Origin of the sequence: Rhizobacter sp. Root1238 (genome assembly GCF_001425825.1) — a bacterium.
Lineage (GTDB): Bacteria > Pseudomonadota > Gammaproteobacteria > Burkholderiales > Burkholderiaceae_C > Rhizobacter.
Window position 1 is genome coordinate 1 of sequence record NZ_LMDM01000036.1, and the last position, 15,536, is coordinate 15,536.

Consider the following 15,536-nt stretch of genomic DNA (forward strand, 5'->3'; position numbering starts at 1 on the left):
ACTGACTGTCGCCGACTGTTTGACCACAACACTGACTGTCGCCGACTGTTTGACCACAACGAACGAAGTGAGTGGAGGGAGTTTCGGCGACGGGCCATGAAGCCAGTCAGCGGAGGGAAGTCCTCGGCCCCCGGGAGGGGCCGAGGACCGCCCCCGACGGCGCGCCACAGCCTCCCCACCCGCGCCTTTGCACGCACAGCAAAGTCAATTCCACCGCCCCCCACGGCCAATCTGATTCAAACGCTGATCAAGCTTCGCAACAGCCTCCTCCGGCTTCGCACTGCGCGAAAGAACCTCATGCGCCGCATTCCAGAACTCATTGCTGACCTGGTTGTAACGCGAAGCCGTCACCGTCGCAGGCCGCGGCACCGCACTCGCAAACGTGCCGGCCAACTGGCTCATGAACGGGTTCGCGGCGACAACATCCTTGTCCTGGTACAGCGTCGACACCGTCGGGTTGAACGAGCCCTTCAGCGCCCGCTCCTTCTGCACCTCGGCGCTCGTCATGTACATCACCAGGTCGGCCGCCAGCGCCGCGTTCTTCGAGTACTTCGACACCGCCAGCTGCTGGCCGCCCAGCGCCGCCGCGTTCGAGCCGGCATCGCCGCCCTTCGGCAGCACCGCGACGCCGACCTTGTTCTTGATCGGGCTGTCGTCGCGCTGCGCCAGCGACCAGGCATACGGCCAGTTGCGCATGAAGACCGCGTTGCCGGCCTGGAACACGCCGCGCGATTCTTCCTCGGCATAGTTCAGCACCGCCGTCGGCGAAATGGTGCCGACCCACGAGGCGGCCATCGCCAGCGCCTTCGCGGTCGCCGGGTTTTTCACCGATACCTTGCCGGCGCTGTCGACGATGGTGCCGCCGCCGTAGCTCGACACCCACTCCAGCGCATTGCAGGTCAGGCCCTCGTAGGCCCGGCCCTGCCACACGTAGCCCCACATCTTGTCGTTGCCGGCGGCGCGCTCGGCCGACTGGACCTTCTGCGCGGTGTCGGTCAGCTGCTCCCAGGTCACCGGCACCTTCAGGCCGTGCTTGTCCAGCAGGTCCTTGCGGTAGTACAGCAGCCCGGCGTCGATGAACCACGGCATCGCGACCAGCTTGCCCTGCACGCTGCCATTGGCCACCATCGACGGGAAGTGCGTCTTCTCGACCCCCTTCGTGTACGGCTTCAGGTCCAGGAAGTGCGAACCGAGGATGCCCGGCCACACCACGTCGACCTGGAACACGTCGATCTTGTCGGACTGCGAACCCAGCACCTGCTGGTACAGCGCGAGCCGCTCGCTCGCGTCATTCGGCGTCGACACCACCTCGACGGTGTTGCCCGACTTCTTCGCCCAGGCTTCGGCCGCGCTCTTGCACAGCTCCAGCTCCTGGCCGACGGCGCCGCACGAGATCTTCAGCGTGGCCGCGTCGGCCGCAGCCGTCGCAAATGAAAAGCCGGCCGCAGCCAGCGCCAGCATCAGGCGTCTTTGCATCATCACTTGTCTCCATCCGTGGTCGGGCCGGATCGTGTCCGGTTCTTGGATCGGCATTACAGCGGCCACCCGCCCGGCCAAGATGTCGACTGTGAGCGGCCGCCCTGCCGGCCCTGTCATTTTTGAAACATGGCTACAGTGCGCGGATCATGTTGCATGACTCTGCCTTCGACCCCGACGAGCTGTCGGTGATGATCTCCGAGCTGCTGGTGGCCACCGCCGACGGCTGCGACCCGAGCATCGACAACTCCGTCACCGAGGTGCTGCGCACGCTGCGCGAGCGGCTCAAGATGGACGTGGTGTTCGTCTCCGAATTCATCGACGGCCGGCGGGTGTTCCGCTTCGTCGACGGCGACAACCCGCCGATGGGCCCCGGCGATGGCAACCCGCTGGAGGAAAGCTGGTGCAAGCAGGTGGTCGACGGGCGCATGCCGCAGCTGGTGCACGACGCGTCGGCGATCGCGAAAGACATCGGCCTGCCGCACACCGACATCGCCGTCGGCGCCCACCTCAGCACGCCGATCGTGCTGCCCGACGGCCGCGTCTACGGCACGCTGTGCTGCTACAGCGCGGCCGCGAACCCGGCGCTGCGCAAGCGCGACCTCGACAACCTGCGCAACTGCGCGGTGCTGGTCGCCCGCAAGCTCACCGCGGCCTGGAAGGCCAACCTGCCGGGGGCCGCGGTCGACGGGTCGCTGGAGCCGATCAGCGCCGAACGCTGGAAGCTGAAGTGAACGCCGGGTGAGCCACTGCGCCGGGCCAGCCCCGGCGGCAGCAATCCACGCATCCCCCGAACGAAGGTGTCGCGCCGTGCGCACGGCCGCCCGCCACTGGCTACCATGGGTCCCGTGCGTTCGCTCCTGCGGGCGCCCGGACTGAGGCCCATCCCCGTGTTTGAAACCATCATCGCCGGCACCGTGCTCCTGGTCTGCGCCATCCTGCTGGTGCGCCTGACGCTGAACGTGCGCCGACGAATGCAATTCGATTTCATGATGCAACGCTGGTGGGCCACGCTGTGTGGCACCTGGCTGCGGTTGTGGCGCTGGCCGGCCGCGCGCCGCCAGGCCCACCGCGAGACGCGCGACGCGATCGAGCGCGCCCGCGGCGGAGAATGGGACGGCAACGTGTACCGCCCCAAATCATTCCGCAAGCCCCGCAAACCGCACTGATGTTCATGACCGACACGATCCCAGCCGCCACGCCCTCCACCGCTCCCCGCATCGCGCTGATCGCCCACGATCACAAGAAGGACACGATCGTCGAGCTGGCCCGCGAGTACCTGACCTTCCTGCAAGGCTGCACGCTGTGCGCGACCGGCACCACCGGTGGCCGCTTGCAGGACCAACTCGGGCTGACGGTGCAGCGCATGCTGAGCGGCCCGCTCGGCGGCGACCTGCAGATCGGCGCGAAGCTGGCCCAGGGCGAGATCGACCTGGTGGTGTTCCTGCGCGACCCGATGACACCGCAGCCGCACGAACCCGACATCAACGCGCTGGTGCGCGCCTGCGACGTGCACGACGTGCCGTGCGCGACCAACCTGTCGACCGCTCGGCTGGTGCTGGCGCGCTTGTCGGAAGAACGCTGAGCCACGCGGCACGCCGTTTGCCCCTCTCCGAGACAGGCGCATGGCCTGCAGGAGAATTGGCATGTCTTACCGTTCAGACCATTCCGATGCCCGGCGTCGCCGCGTCGAAGGTCCGTCGCGCGATCCGAGGGATCACGCCGGCCTGGAGCGCCCGGCGGCACATCCGAAGAGCAAGGGATCTGACAGAAACTCGACGCGCACGCCGGCAAATCGTGCCGGTTGAGATTACGCGCGAACCAGCCGCAAGCGCGTGATTTCGGACGGCGCGCCGAGCCGCTTCGGCGGCCCCCAGTAGCCCGTCCCGCGGCTCACGTAGACCCACAGCGCGCCCAGCCGGTGCAGACCGGCCACGAACGGCTGCTGCAGCGGCACGAACAGGTTCCACGGCAGGAACTGCCCGCCGTGCGTGTGCCCCGACAGCTGCAGGTCGAAACCCGCCTCGGCAGCCGCCGCCGCGCTGCGCGGCTGGTGCGCCAGCAGCACCTTCGCATGGGCTTCATCCGACGCGCCGCGCATCGCGCGCGCCGGATCGCTGCGCTGCTGCTCGTCGAAATGGTGGGCGCCGAAATCGGTCACCCCCGCCAGCAGCAGGCGCCCCGCACCATGCTTCAGCAGCAGGTGCTCGTTCATCAGCACCGTGATGCCGAGCCGGCGCAGTTCGGCCACCCAGGCCGGCGCGCCCGAGTAGTACTCGTGGTTGCCGGTGACCGCGAACACGCCGTGCCGCGCCTGCAGCCGCCCGAGCGGCGCGGTGTGCGCCGACAGCTCCGGCACCCGGCCGTCGACCAGGTCGCCGGTCAGCGCCATCACGTCGGCGTCCAGCGCATTCGCCGCATCGACCACGCGGTCGACAAAACCCTTGCGGATCGTCGGCCCGACGTGCAGGTCGCTGATCTGCACCAGCGTGAAGCCTTCGAGCGCCGGCGGCAGGTCGGCGATCGGCACGTCGACCCGCCGCACGCCCGGCCGGCGCCGCGCGTTCAGCAGGCCGAGCAGGCTGGCGACGAAGGCCAGCGCCGGCACTGCGAGCGCTGAAACCTGCAGGACCGGCAGCGGGATCGGCGCCGCCCCCGTCGCCAGGTTCCACCCGCCCCAGGCCACCAACACGGCGTCGCGCCCGAGCGTCAGCACCAGCAGCGTCGAGAAGAACCCCATCGCGATCAAGCCGGCCCAGGCCAGCACGCCGGTGGCTGCGCGCCGCCCGAGGATCGGGCTGGCGGCCGACAGCACCAGCAGGAACAAGCCGACCAGCAGCCCGGCACCGGCCAGGCCCCACGGCGCAGGCAGCACGCCCAGCAGGCGTGAACCGATGTAGGCATGGAACGCGGCCAGCAAGGCCACCGGAAGCAACGAAAACGACATGGCAGACCTGTCCTGAACGGGGCAAGCCCCGCAGATGGGGCCGGCCAGCGCCATCTCAACAGAACCCCTCTCCCCGAAATCCAGGAAAACCCGGGCCGTTCGACGCAAAAAAGTACAGGCCTTGGCCCGAGCCGTACCAAATCGTTCAAAGGCATACGTCTATCGTTGCGGCTGCGGACGTGGCGCACCACGGCGCATCGCATCGACAGCATCAATCCGACAACGATGGAGACACCAATGACAAACAAGACCCCGGTGAAGACGGCGCTGGTCCTGGCCCTGGGCGCGCTCGGCGTCGTGGCCGCCACGTCTTCGCACGCCACCGACCTCGTGATCGCGACCGTCAACAACGGCCACATGATCGAGATGCAGAAGCACACCAAGGACTTCGAGAAGGCGAACCCCGGCATCACGCTGAAATGGGTCACGCTCGAGGAAGGCGTGCTGCGCCAGCGCGTCACCACCGACATCGCCACCAAGGGCGGCCAGTTCGACGTGATGACGATCGGCCTGTACGAGGCCCCGATCTGGAGCAAGAAAGGCTGGCTGAAGGAGATCGCCACCGACGCCGCCTACGACGTCGACGACCTGCTGCCGGCCATCCGCAGCGGCCTGTCGCTGGACGGCAAGCTGTACGCCGCGCCGTTCTACGGCGAGAGCTCGATGACGATGTACCGCGACGACCTCGTCAAGGCCAAGGGCCTGACGATGCCGGCCAACCCGACCTGGGCGCAGATGGCCGACATCGTCTCGAAGATCCACGACCCGGCCAAGGGCGTGTACGGCCTGTGCCTGCGCGGCAAGCCGGGATGGGGCGACAACATGGCCTTCCTGACGACGATGGTCAACACCTACGGCGGCCAGTGGTTCGACATGAGCTGGAAACCGCAGATCGACACCAAGCCGTGGAAGGACGCGATCGGCCAGTACGTCGACCTGATGAAGAAGTACGGCCCGCCCGGCGCGTCGGCCAACAGCTTCAACGAGAACCTGGCGCTGTTCAACGAAGGCAAGTGCGGCGTGTGGATCGACGCGACCATCGCCGCGTCGTTCGTCAGCGACCCGAAGCAGTCGAAGGTGGCCGACAAGGTCGCGTTCGTGCAGGCGCCGCAGGCCGTCACGCCGAAGGGCGCGAACTGGCTGTGGTCGTGGAACCTCGCAATCCCGTCGTCTTCGAAGAAGTCGGCCGAAGCGCAGAAGTTCATCACCTGGGCGACGTCGAAGGAGTACATCAACCTGATCGCGCAGAGCTCCGGCTGGCACACCGTGCCGACCGGCACCCGCAAGTCGACCTATGCGAACCCGGAGTTCCAGAAGGTCGCGAAGTTCGCGGTCGAGGAACAGAAGGCGATCAACAGCGCGAACCCGAACGACAGCACGCTGCCGAAGTCGCCGTACGTGGGCGTGCAGTACGCGGCGATCCCGGAGTTCCAGGCGATTGGCATCGCGGTCGGGCAGCAGATGAGCGCGGCCTTGTCGGGCAAGGTCACGGTCGACCAGGCGCTGAAGACCTCGCAGACCGCTGCCGAGCGTGAAATGACCAAGGGCGGCTACCTCAAGAAATAGGCTCTCCTCCTAGCCCTTTCTGCCCCCGCGCCGGCGTGTGCCGGCCGGGGGCCAGTGCCTGACGGAGGCCCACGCCATGACCCGACTCCTGCCCCGCGCCTTGATGGCGCCGGCGGTCACCACGCTGTTCCTGTGGATGATCGTTCCGCTGGTGATGACCATCTGGTTCTCGCTGGTGCACTACAACCTGATGCAGCCCGGCGACAAGACCTTCGTCGGGATCGAGAACTTCCACTACTTCATCACCGACCCGGACTTCTGGCCGGCGGTGCTGCAGACGCTCGAGCTGCTCGGCGCGGTGATCGCGATCACCGTCGTGCTGGGCGTGGCTCTGGCGCTGCTGGTCAACGAGCCCTTCCCCGGCCAGGGCATCGTGCGCGTGCTGCTGATCTCGCCGTTCTTCGTGATGCCCACGGTCAACGCGCTGCTGTGGAAGCACATGATGATGAACCCGATCTACGGAGTGCTCGCGCATGTGTGGCACTTCTTCGGCGCGACGCCGGTCGACTGGATGACCGACCTGCCGCTCGCGTCGGTGATCCTGATGCTGTCGTGGCAGTGGCTGCCGTTCGCCTGCCTGATCTTCATCACCTCGCTGCAGTCGCTCGACCGCGAACAGATGGAAGCCGCCCGCATGGACGGCGCCAACGCGCTGCACCAGTTCTGGTACCTGACGCTGCCGCACCTGGGCCGCTCGATCGCGGTCGTCGTGATGATCGAGATGATCTTCCTGATGAGCGTGTTCGCCGAGATCTTCACCACCACCGGCGGCGGCCCGGGCAACGAGAGCACCAACCTCGCGTTCCTGATCTTCAAGCAGGCGCTGATGAACTTCGATGTCGGGGTGGCCTCGGCCGGTGCGCTGTTCGCGGTCGTGCTCGCCAACATCGCCGCGGTGTTCCTGATCCGCATGGTCGGCAAGAACCTCGATTGAAGGATGCAGCCATGAGCACCACCTACCCCAACGGCTTCCCCTACGTCCGCACCTTCTTCGCGTGGGCGATCGCGCTGCTGCTGTTCTTTCCGCTGCTGTGGCTCGGGCTGACGGCGTTCAAGACCGAGATGCAGGCGATCGCGGTGCCGCCGCAGCTGATCTTCACGCCGACGCTGTCGAGCTTCATCGAGGTGCAGCAGCGCAGCGACTACCTGCTGTACGCGAAGAACTCGCTCATCACCAGCCTCGTCTCGACGATCCTCGGCTTGATGATCGCGGCACCCGCGGCCTACTCGATGGCCTTCTTCCGCACCAGGCGGACGCGCGACATCCTGATGTGGATGCTGTCGACCAAGATGATGCCGGCGGTCGGCGCGCTGGTGCCGGTGTACGTGATGGCGCAGACCACCGGCATGCTCGATTCGCTGACGGCGCTGATCATCGTGTTCACGCTGTCCAACCTGCCGATCATGGTGTGGATGCTCTACAGCGCCTTCAAGGAGGTGCCCAACGACATCCTCGAGGCGGTGCGGCTCGACGGCGCGACGGTGTGGGACGAGTTCCGCCACGTGATCCTGCCGCTGACGATGGGCGGCATCGCGTCGACCGGGCTGCTGTGCCTGGTGCTGGCCTGGAACGAGGCCTTCTGGTCGCTCAATCTGACCTCGGCCAATGCCGGCACGCTGGCCGCGCTGATCGCGTCGTACTCCAGCCCCGAGGGCCTGTTCTGGGCCAAGTTGTCGGCCGCGTCGCTGCTGGCCATCGCGCCCATCATCGTGTTCGGCTGGTTCAGCCAGAAGCAACTCGTCCAAGGGCTGACCTTCGGCGCCGTCAAGTAAAGGAAATCCCATGTCATTCCTCGAACTCAAGGGCATCGTCAAGGAATTCGGGCCGGTGCGCACCATCAAGGGCATCGACCTGCAGATCAAGAAGGGCGAGTTCATCGTCTTCGTCGGACCGTCGGGCTGCGGCAAGTCGACGCTGCTGCGGCTGATCGCCGGGCTCGAAGCCACCACGCAGGGCTCGCTGCAGCTGGACGGCCGCGACATCACGCACGTGCCGTCGGCCAAACGCGACCTCGCGATGGTGTTCCAGTCGTACGCGCTGTACCCGCACATGACGGTGTTCGACAACATGTCGTTCGCGCTGAAGCTGGCCAAGGTCGACGTGGCGACGCGCCAGCAGAAGGTCGAGCGCGCCGCGAAGATCCTGAACCTGACGCAGTACCTGCAGCGCACGCCGAAGGAGCTCTCGGGCGGGCAACGCCAGCGGGTCGCGATCGGCCGCGCGATCGTGCGCGCACCCAAGGTCTTCCTGTTCGACGAGCCGCTGTCGAACCTCGACGCCGCGCTGCGCGGCCAGACGCGGGTCGAGATCGCGAGCCTGCACCGCGACCTCGGCGCGACCACGATCTACGTGACGCACGACCAGGTCGAGGCGATGACGCTGGCCGACCGCGTGGTGGTGCTGCGCGACGGGCTGATCGAGCAGGTCGGCACGCCGCTGGAGTTGTACGACCGCCCGGCCAACCAGTTCGTCGCGCAGTTCATCGGCACGCCGCAGATGAACGTCGTGAAGGCTGCCGCGGTGCCCGAGCTGACGCGCCTGGCCGGCCCGCAGCTGCCAGCCGACGGTGCGGTCGGCGTGCGGCCCGAATACGTGCGGGTCGGCGCGCCCGGCAGCGGCCTGCAAGCCCGCGTCGAGCTGATCGAATCGCTCGGCTCCGACACGCTGATCCACACCCGCATCGGCGAGTCGCACGACGGCGTGCCGCTCGTCTCGCGGCAGAGCGAGCGCACCACGCTGAAGCCGGGCGACACCGTCGGCATCACGTTCGACGCGACCGCCCTCCACCTCTTCGACGCCCAGGGCCGCACGCTGCGCCCGCTGCAGCAAGCCGCCTAGCGATGCGAGCCTCTCCATGACGACCACGCCCCTCACCATCCTCCACCTCGGCCTCGGCTCGTTCCACCGCGCGCACCAGGCCGTCTACCTGCAGAAGCTGATCGACCAGGGCGACACCGGCTGGCAGATCGCCGGCGGCAACCTGCGCCCCGACATGGCCGACACCATCGCCGCGCTGCAGGCGCAGGGCGGCGCCTACACGCTGGAGACGGTGTCGCCGGCCGGCGAGCGCTTCTACGAGCGCATCACCGCGATCCGCCGCATCGTGCCGTACACGCCCGACCTGTCCGGGCTGATCGACATCGGCGCCGATGCGGCCACCCGCATCATCTCGTTCACCGTCACCGAGGCCGGCTACTACCTCGACGACCAGAACCGGCTCGACGACAGCTTCGCCGACCTGGCCAGCGACCTGGCGGGCACCACCCGCAGCACGATCTACGGCGCGATGGCCGCGATCCTCGCCGAGCGCCGCCGGCGCGACGCCGGCCCGGTGACGCTGCTGAACTGCGACAACCTGCGCGGCAACGGCGAGCGCTTCCGCGCCGGCTTCCTCGACTTCCTGGCGCGCCGCGGCGAGACCGCGCTGCACGCCTGGGTCGAGCAGCACACCAGTTCGCCGAACGACATGGTCGACCGCATCACCCCGCGCCCGCTCCCCGACATCGCGCCGCGCGTGAAGGCCGCGACCGGCGTCGACGACGGCGCGCCGGTGATGGGCGAGCGCTTCATCCAGTGGGTCATCGAGGACCACTTCATCAACGGCCGCCCGGCCTGGGAGAAGGCCGGCGCCGAGATGGTGGCCTCGGTGCTGCCGTACGAGGAAGCCAAGATCCGCATCCTGAACGCGAGCCACAGCTGCTTCGCGTGGGCCGGCACGCTGCTCGGCTACCAGTACATCCACGAAGACGTGGCCCACCCGGCGATCCGCAAGATGGCGTTCGACTACGTGACGAACGACGTGATCCCGTCGCTGGAGGCGTCGCAGAAGCCTTACCCGCTGGACCTCGCCGCCTACCGCGACGTCGTGATCGACCGCTTCAGCAACCCGTACCTGCAGGACACCAACCAGCGCGTCGCGATGGACGGCTACGCGAAGATCGCCGGGTTCCTGTGGCCGACCTTCCGCGAGTGCCTCGCCCGCGGCGCGTCGATCGCGGCGGTCGCGAAACTGCCGGCGCTGTTCTTCGAGTTCCTCGGCCGCTGGCACCGCGGCGAGCTGAGCTACACCTACCACGACCAGGGCATGGACGCGGCCAGCGCGCATGCGATCTTCGAGAGTGCCGACCCGCTGGCCGCCTTCAGCCGCGACCCGGTGCTGTGGGGCCCGCTGGCCGGCGATGCGCGGCTGGTGGCCGCGCTGCAGCAGGCGCATGCCGAGGTGAAGTCCTTCCTGAAGGAGAACGGCCGTGGCTGACCTGACGAGCACCGGGCGCCTGGCCGACTGCCACGCGCTGCTGACCGGTGCCGGCGGCGGCATCGGCCTCGCGGTGACGCGGGCCTTCCTGCGCGAAGGCGCCCGCTGCACCGCGGTCGACCTGCCGGCCGCCGCGCCGCCCGACCTGCAGGCGCTGGCCGAACAGCACCCGGGCCGCTTCCAGTACCTGAGCGGCAACGTCGCGCGCAGCGACGACATCGCGCGCTTCGTCGCTGGCGCGGAGGAACGCCTCGGCCCGATCACGACGCTGTTCAACAACGCCGCGGTGTTCGACCTGGCGCCGCTGCTGGATTCGGACGAGGCGATGTATGAGCGCCTCTTCGACGTCAACGTCAAAGGCATGTTCTTCACGATGCAGGCGGTGCTGCGCCGCATGGTCGACGGCGGCGTGCGCGGCAGCATCATCAACCTCGCATCGCAGGCCGGACGCCGCGGCGAGGCGCTGGTGTCGCACTACTGCGCGAGCAAGGCGGCGGTGATCAGCTACACGCAGTCGGCCGCGCTCGCGATGGCGCCGCACGGCATCCGCGTCAACGGCATCGCGCCGGGCGTGGTCGACACGCCGATGTGGGGCCAGGTCGATGCGCTGTTCGCGCGCCACGAGCACCTGCAGCCGGGCGAGAAGAAGGCGGCGGTCGGCAAGGCGGTGCCGCTGGGCCGCATGGGCGTGCCGGACGACATCGCCGGCGCCGCGGTCTTCCTGGCCAGTGGAGAATCGGCCTACATCACCGCGCAGACGCTGAACGTCGACGGCGGCAACGTGATGAGTTGAATCCCTGTGACCCCGCGATGAACACCCACCGGATCCGCAGTCCCGAACTCGAGCACGACTTCGTGCGCGACACCAAGCTCGGCTACGAGCCCGAAGGCACCTATGGCTACGTGCGCTGCCTGGAGCACGGCGTGCCGAACCCGCTGGTGCGCTGGCACTACCACGAGGAATACGAGCTGCACCTGATCATCGAGACGCGCGGCAAGGTGTTCGTCGGCGACTACATCGGGCATTTCGAGCCGGGCCACCTGGTGCTGACCGGGCCGCGGCTGCCGCACAACTGGATTTCCACCGACATCCCGGCCGAAGGCGTGCCGCTGCGCGACGTGGTGCTGCAGTTCTCCGACGAACCGCTGCGCCGCGCGACCGACCTCATTCCCGACCTGCGCGACGTGCTGCCGCTGCTGGAGCGCGCGCGCCACGGCATCGAGTTCTTCGGCATGAGCGACCGGGCGCGCGAGCGGCTGGTGCGCATCCGCAGCCTGCACGGGCTGAAGCGCTTCACCGAGTTCCTGGAGTTCCTCGGCGAGCTGTCGGAGTGCAGCGACTACCGGCTGCTGTCGAGCATGCCGCTGCAGAGCTTCGACGACGACACCTCGCTGGCGCAGATCAGCACCATCGTCGACTACATCACCGAGAACAGCGCCAGCCAGTTCTCGATGGCCGAGCTGAGCAAGCGCGTCGGCATGAGCGAGAGCCAGTTCTCGCGCTACTTCCGGCGTGCCACCGGCAACACCTTCACCGATTTCGTGAACCGGCTGCGGGTCACGCGGGCCTGCCAGCTGCTGATGGAGACGGATCGGTACATCACGAACGTCTGCTACGACGCCGGCTTCAACAACGTCGCGAACTTCAACCGGCGCTTCCTGGAGATCAAGGGGATGACGCCGAAGGAGTTCCGCAAGCAGGGCGAGGCGCGGTTCGGCGGAGCCTCGGGAAAATCCCCATCCCTTTAGGCGCACCCCCCCGGTGCACACTGCCGGGATGCCTTCGGTCGCACCTGCCCGCCCCCGTGTCCTGGTCGTCGACGACGACCCCGACCTGCGCGCGTCACTCGACGACGCGCTGACACAATCCGGCTTCGACGTCAGCACCGCCGGCGACGGCGTCGGCCTGCATGCCGCGCTGGACGGCACCCCGCATGCGCTGGTGCTGCTCGACCTGCGCCTGAAGGACGAGCACGGCCTGGCGCTCGCGCGCGGGCTGCGCGAGCGGCACCCGGCGCTGCCGATCATCATGATCAGCGGCAGCAGCGACGAGATGGACCGCGTGCTGCTGCTCGAACTGGCGGCCGACGACTTCCTCGTGAAGCCGTTCAGCCCGCGCGAGCTGCTGGCCCATGTGCGCGCGGTGCTGCGCCGCACGCAGCCCGCGGCCGTGGCGCCTCAGCCGCGCGAGCCGGCCGCTCAACTGCAGTTCGGCGACTGGACGCTCGACCTGCGCGAGCGCGAACTGCGCGGCGCCGACGGCGGCACCTGCGCGCTGACGCCGGCCGAGTTCCGGCTGCTCGAGGCCTTCGTCGGCCAGCCGGGCAAGGTGTGGACGCGCGACCAGCTGCTGGAGCACACGCGCAGCCTGGAGACCGAGGTGTTCGACCGCAGCGTCGACGTGCTGATCCTGCGCGTGCGCCGCAAGATCGAGCCGAACCCGAAGCACCCGCGCTACATCTGCACCGAGCGCGGGCTGGGCTACGTGTTCGCCGTTCCCGTCACCACCGGCCATGCGAGCGCCTGATGACCTGACGGCCAGCGTGGGACCGCGCGCGCAGCGGGTGCGCACGCGGCTGATGGCGGCCTTCGTGATCCTGCTGGCGGCGGCGATCGCGCTGACGATCGTCGGCTGGCTCGGCATGCAGCGCACGCAGCGCGAGCTGTCGGCCTACGAAGGCGAGGTGCTGCCGCAGATCGCGCAGGCGCTCGAACTGGCCGAGCGCACGACGCGGCTGGCCGCCACCGCGCCGAACCTGGCCGAGTCGCGCACGCCGGAGAGCCTGGACGCCAACGCGACGATCGCGCGCGGGCTGATCAGCGAGATCCGCCAGCGCTCCGGCGAGATCGACGGCCAGAGCCCGCTGAAGGCCCGGCTCGACCCGCTGATCGACCGCGGCGACATCAACCTGCTGCGCCTGGCCGAGCTGACGCAGATGCGCCAGCAGGTGCGCCAGCGGCTGCAGACGCAGATGGAGCGGCTGGAGGACATCGGCAGCCGGCTGCACGCCCGCGGCACGCCGCCGCGCCACGGCGACCCGGTGCTGACGCAGGTGTGGTCCAGCCTGGTGCTGGGCGCGAGCGTCGACACGCCGGCCACGCTCGGGCGGCTGCAGGCCGATGTCGAGGCGCTGCTGATCGCGGCCGACCGGCGCGCCGCGTACGCCGGCCTCGGCGACGTGTTCCGCGCGACGCTGCGCGAGCTGTCGATCGGCCCGGCCGGCATCCTGCGGCTGCGCAGCGAGCAGATCAACCTCGACGGCCGCAGCGGCTCGCTGGTGCTGCTGACGCGCACCAATGCCGACGAACTGAGCGCGCAGGTCTCGCGCCACGTCGACACGCTGCGCCAGACCGCGCAGACGCGCAGCGAACAGGTGTCGCGCGCGATCGCGTCCGGCAAGACCGGGCTGCTGCTGCTGACGCTGGTGTGCGGCGCGATCGCGCTCGGCGCGACGGCCTATGTGCACCGGCTGGTCGGCGGCGTCGAGCGGATCACCGCGGTGATGTCGCGGCTGGCGCGCGGCGACACCTCGGTGGCCACGCCGGCGACCGCGAGGCGCGACGAACTGGGTGCGCTGGCCCGCACCTTCGAGGTGTTCCGCGACAACCTGCTGGCCAAGCAGCAGCTGGTGGCCGACCTGCGGCAGCAGGGCGAGTTGCGGGCCGCGGTGCACAGCAGCATGAACGACGGCCTGGCGGTGTTCGACCGCGACGGCCGGCTGCGGCTGTGGAACGAGCCGCTCGAACGCATGCTCGCCGTGCACGGCGTGCGGCCGGCCGCGGGCCAGCCGCCGCGGCAGCTGATGGCGCAGCTGTCGGGCGGCATCGCGTGGAGCGCGCCGGGCCTGACCGAGCGGCAGACGCTGGCCGCCGGCGCGCTGCCGCCGTTCACCGCGCATGCGCACGTCGAGCTCTACCTGCCGGACAACCGCGTCTACGACGTGCGCAGCCGCGCGATGCCCGACGGCGGCGTCGTGAGCCTCGTCACCGACCTGACCGAGCGCCGCGCGATCGAGGTGCAGCTGCAGCACGCGCTGCGGCTGGAGATGCTGGGCCAGCTGACCGGGGGCGTCGCGCACGATTTCAACAACCACCTGGGCACGATCGTCGGCACGCTGGGCTTGCTGGAATCGCAGGCGGGACTCGATGCCGCCGGCCGCGCGCAGCTGCAGCGCGCCGGCCGCGCCGCCGAGCGCGCGAGCGCACTGACGCGGCGCCTGCTTGCGTTCGCGCGGCGGCAGCCGCTGCAGGCGGAGCCGGTCGCGGTGGATGCGATGGTGGAGGAGATGGTCGACCTGATCGACTACAGCGCCGGCGACGCGGTGCAGGTGGCGCTGACGCTGCACGCCGGCGATGCCCGGGTGCACCTGGACCGCGGGCAGCTGGAGAACGCGCTGCTGAACCTGGTGATCAACAGCGCGGCCGCAATGCCGGGCGGCGGGCGGCTGGAGATCGCGACGCGGGTGGAAGGCGGCGAACTCGAACTGCGCGTCACCGACACCGGCAGCGGCATTCCGGAGGCGCTGCGCGAGAAGGTGTTCGAGCCGTTTTTCACGACCAAGGCGGACGGCGAAGGCAGCGGGCTCGGGCTGTCGATCGTGTACGGTTTCGTGCGGCAATCGGGCGGGCGCGTTGCGCTGGCGAGCCGGGTCGGCGAGGGGACGAGCGTGACGCTGCGGTTTGCGCTCGAGGCGGGCTCTGCCCGGCCGATGCCGGCCGCCGCTCCGGCGATCGCGGCCGACGTCCCGGCAGCGTCGGTGCTGCTGGTCGACGACGACGACGCGTTTCGCCACACGGTGACGGAGATGCTGTCGAGCGCAGGCTGCCGCGTGCACGCGGTGGCCAGCGCCGAGCAGGCGCTGCACACGCTGGACCAGGGCTTGTTGCCGCAGCTGATGCTGTCGGACGTGCGCCTGGGCGACGGCATGGGCGGTGTGCAGCTGGCCCGCACGGTCGCGACCCGCTGGCCGCAGCTGCGCGTCGCGCTGATGTCGGGCATGCCGCTGGAGGCCTTCGCATCGCAAGCGGATGGCGGCTGGCCGTTCCTCCAGAAGCCGTTCGATGCCGGCGCCTTGCGCCATTGGCTGCGCGGCCTGCAGCAGCCGTAGCCCGGATGCCAATCCGGGAATCATCCGTCGCGAGAAACGCCCCCGGATTGGCATCCGGGCTTGTATGTTCCGACTGCACCCCCAGACGCAGCGGATGAGGGTGTCGGGATGGAGGGACGATCCGGGCTATCTGCCGTCAGCAGCGGACAGACCACCGTAGTGAATTCCCCATTTCGTTTGCTC

The 15,536-nt window shown here is 69.0% G+C and carries 14 protein-coding genes; 12 read left to right on the forward strand and 2 right to left on the reverse strand.

The genetic code is table 11. The features are described from left to right. Positions 1-204: 204 nt before the first annotated feature. The gene (locus ASC98_RS22790; protein WP_200953118.1) at positions 205-1,479 is read right to left on the reverse strand and encodes an ABC transporter substrate-binding protein; all 1,275 of its coding nucleotides are present in this window, start codon (positions 1,477-1,479) and stop codon (positions 205-207) included. 146 nt (positions 1,480-1,625) lie between these two features. Between ASC98_RS22790 and ASC98_RS22795 the strand changes: the two genes are divergently transcribed. From ASC98_RS22795 to ASC98_RS22805, 3 genes are all read left to right on the forward strand, one after another. Then, on the forward strand, positions 1,626-2,210 hold the full coding sequence (locus ASC98_RS22795) for a GAF domain-containing protein (protein ID WP_056813878.1): 585 nt from the start codon (positions 1,626-1,628) through the stop codon (positions 2,208-2,210). 114 nt (positions 2,211-2,324) lie between these two features. Beyond that, positions 2,325-2,645, forward strand: a complete 321-nt coding sequence (locus tag ASC98_RS22800) for a hypothetical protein (RefSeq protein ID WP_157598292.1) — start codon at positions 2,325-2,327, stop codon at positions 2,643-2,645. Between the two features lie 5 nt (positions 2,646-2,650). After that, positions 2,651-3,061: a methylglyoxal synthase gene (locus tag ASC98_RS22805; protein WP_056813915.1), complete on the forward strand. Its 411-nt coding sequence runs from the start codon at positions 2,651-2,653 to the stop codon at positions 3,059-3,061. A 225-nt stretch (positions 3,062-3,286) separates the two neighbouring features. Here the strand turns inward: ASC98_RS22805 and ASC98_RS22810 are convergent, their stop codons facing one another. Beyond that, the gene (locus ASC98_RS22810) at positions 3,287-4,423 is read right to left on the reverse strand and encodes a metallophosphoesterase (RefSeq protein ID WP_056813884.1); all 1,137 of its coding nucleotides are present in this window, start codon (positions 4,421-4,423) and stop codon (positions 3,287-3,289) included. A 237-nt stretch (positions 4,424-4,660) separates the two neighbouring features. On the opposite strand from ASC98_RS22810, the gene ASC98_RS22815 reads away from it, so the two are divergent. From ASC98_RS22815 to ASC98_RS22855, 9 genes are all read left to right on the forward strand, one after another. Then, complete coding sequence (locus ASC98_RS22815; protein WP_056813888.1) at positions 4,661-5,989, forward strand: sugar ABC transporter substrate-binding protein; 1,329 nt, start codon at positions 4,661-4,663, stop codon at positions 5,987-5,989. A 76-nt stretch (positions 5,990-6,065) separates the two neighbouring features. Further along, entirely contained in the window at positions 6,066-6,923 is an 858-nt protein-coding gene (locus ASC98_RS22820; protein WP_056813890.1) for a carbohydrate ABC transporter permease, read from the forward strand. An 11-nt stretch (positions 6,924-6,934) separates the two neighbouring features. Beyond that, positions 6,935-7,762, forward strand: coding sequence for a carbohydrate ABC transporter permease (locus tag ASC98_RS22825; protein WP_056813894.1), 828 nt, complete (start codon positions 6,935-6,937; stop codon positions 7,760-7,762). Between the two features lie 10 nt (positions 7,763-7,772). Continuing rightward, complete coding sequence (locus ASC98_RS22830) at positions 7,773-8,828, forward strand: ABC transporter ATP-binding protein (protein WP_056820488.1); 1,056 nt, start codon at positions 7,773-7,775, stop codon at positions 8,826-8,828. A gap of 16 nt (positions 8,829-8,844) precedes the next feature. Next, positions 8,845-10,245 carry a D-arabinitol 4-dehydrogenase gene (gene dalD / locus ASC98_RS22835; RefSeq protein ID WP_056813900.1) on the forward strand — a complete coding sequence of 467 codons (1,401 nt, stop codon included), beginning with the start codon at positions 8,845-8,847 and terminating at the stop codon, positions 10,243-10,245. A gap of 1 nt (position 10,246) precedes the next feature. After that, a complete protein-coding gene (locus ASC98_RS22840) occupies positions 10,247-11,038 on the forward strand; it encodes an L-iditol 2-dehydrogenase (RefSeq protein ID WP_056813918.1) in 792 nt (263 codons plus the stop codon). 17 nt (positions 11,039-11,055) lie between these two features. Further along, a complete protein-coding gene (locus ASC98_RS22845) occupies positions 11,056-11,994 on the forward strand; it encodes an AraC family transcriptional regulator (RefSeq protein WP_056813903.1) in 939 nt (312 codons plus the stop codon). Between the two features lie 28 nt (positions 11,995-12,022). After that, on the forward strand, positions 12,023-12,772 hold the full coding sequence (locus ASC98_RS22850; protein WP_056813907.1) for a response regulator: 750 nt from the start codon (positions 12,023-12,025) through the stop codon (positions 12,770-12,772). Then, positions 12,759-15,353, forward strand: a complete 2,595-nt coding sequence (locus ASC98_RS22855; RefSeq protein WP_056813909.1) for an ATP-binding protein — start codon at positions 12,759-12,761, stop codon at positions 15,351-15,353. The genes ASC98_RS22850 and ASC98_RS22855 overlap by 14 nt, the downstream gene beginning before the upstream one ends. Positions 15,354-15,536: the final 183 nt, after the last annotated feature.

Coding starts and splice junctions, on each gene's coding strand:
- ASC98_RS22790 (WP_200953118.1), bottom strand. CDS start 1,479: ATGATGCAAAGACGCCTGATGCTGGCGCTGGCTGCGGCCGGCTTTTCA.
- ASC98_RS22795 (WP_056813878.1), top strand. CDS start 1,626: ATGTTGCATGACTCTGCCTTCGACCCCGACGAGCTGTCGGTGATGATC.
- ASC98_RS22805 (WP_056813915.1), top strand. CDS start 2,651: ATGACCGACACGATCCCAGCCGCCACGCCCTCCACCGCTCCCCGCATC.
- ASC98_RS22810 (WP_056813884.1), bottom strand. CDS start 4,423: ATGTCGTTTTCGTTGCTTCCGGTGGCCTTGCTGGCCGCGTTCCATGCC.
- ASC98_RS22815 (WP_056813888.1), top strand. CDS start 4,661: ATGACAAACAAGACCCCGGTGAAGACGGCGCTGGTCCTGGCCCTGGGC.
- ASC98_RS22820 (WP_056813890.1), top strand. CDS start 6,066: ATGACCCGACTCCTGCCCCGCGCCTTGATGGCGCCGGCGGTCACCACG.
- ASC98_RS22825 (WP_056813894.1), top strand. CDS start 6,935: ATGAGCACCACCTACCCCAACGGCTTCCCCTACGTCCGCACCTTCTTC.
- ASC98_RS22830 (WP_056820488.1), top strand. CDS start 7,773: ATGTCATTCCTCGAACTCAAGGGCATCGTCAAGGAATTCGGGCCGGTG.
- dalD (WP_056813900.1), top strand. CDS start 8,845: ATGACGACCACGCCCCTCACCATCCTCCACCTCGGCCTCGGCTCGTTC.
- ASC98_RS22845 (WP_056813903.1), top strand. CDS start 11,056: ATGAACACCCACCGGATCCGCAGTCCCGAACTCGAGCACGACTTCGTG.
- ASC98_RS22850 (WP_056813907.1), top strand. CDS start 12,023: ATGCCTTCGGTCGCACCTGCCCGCCCCCGTGTCCTGGTCGTCGACGAC.
- ASC98_RS22855 (WP_056813909.1), top strand. CDS start 12,759: ATGCGAGCGCCTGATGACCTGACGGCCAGCGTGGGACCGCGCGCGCAG.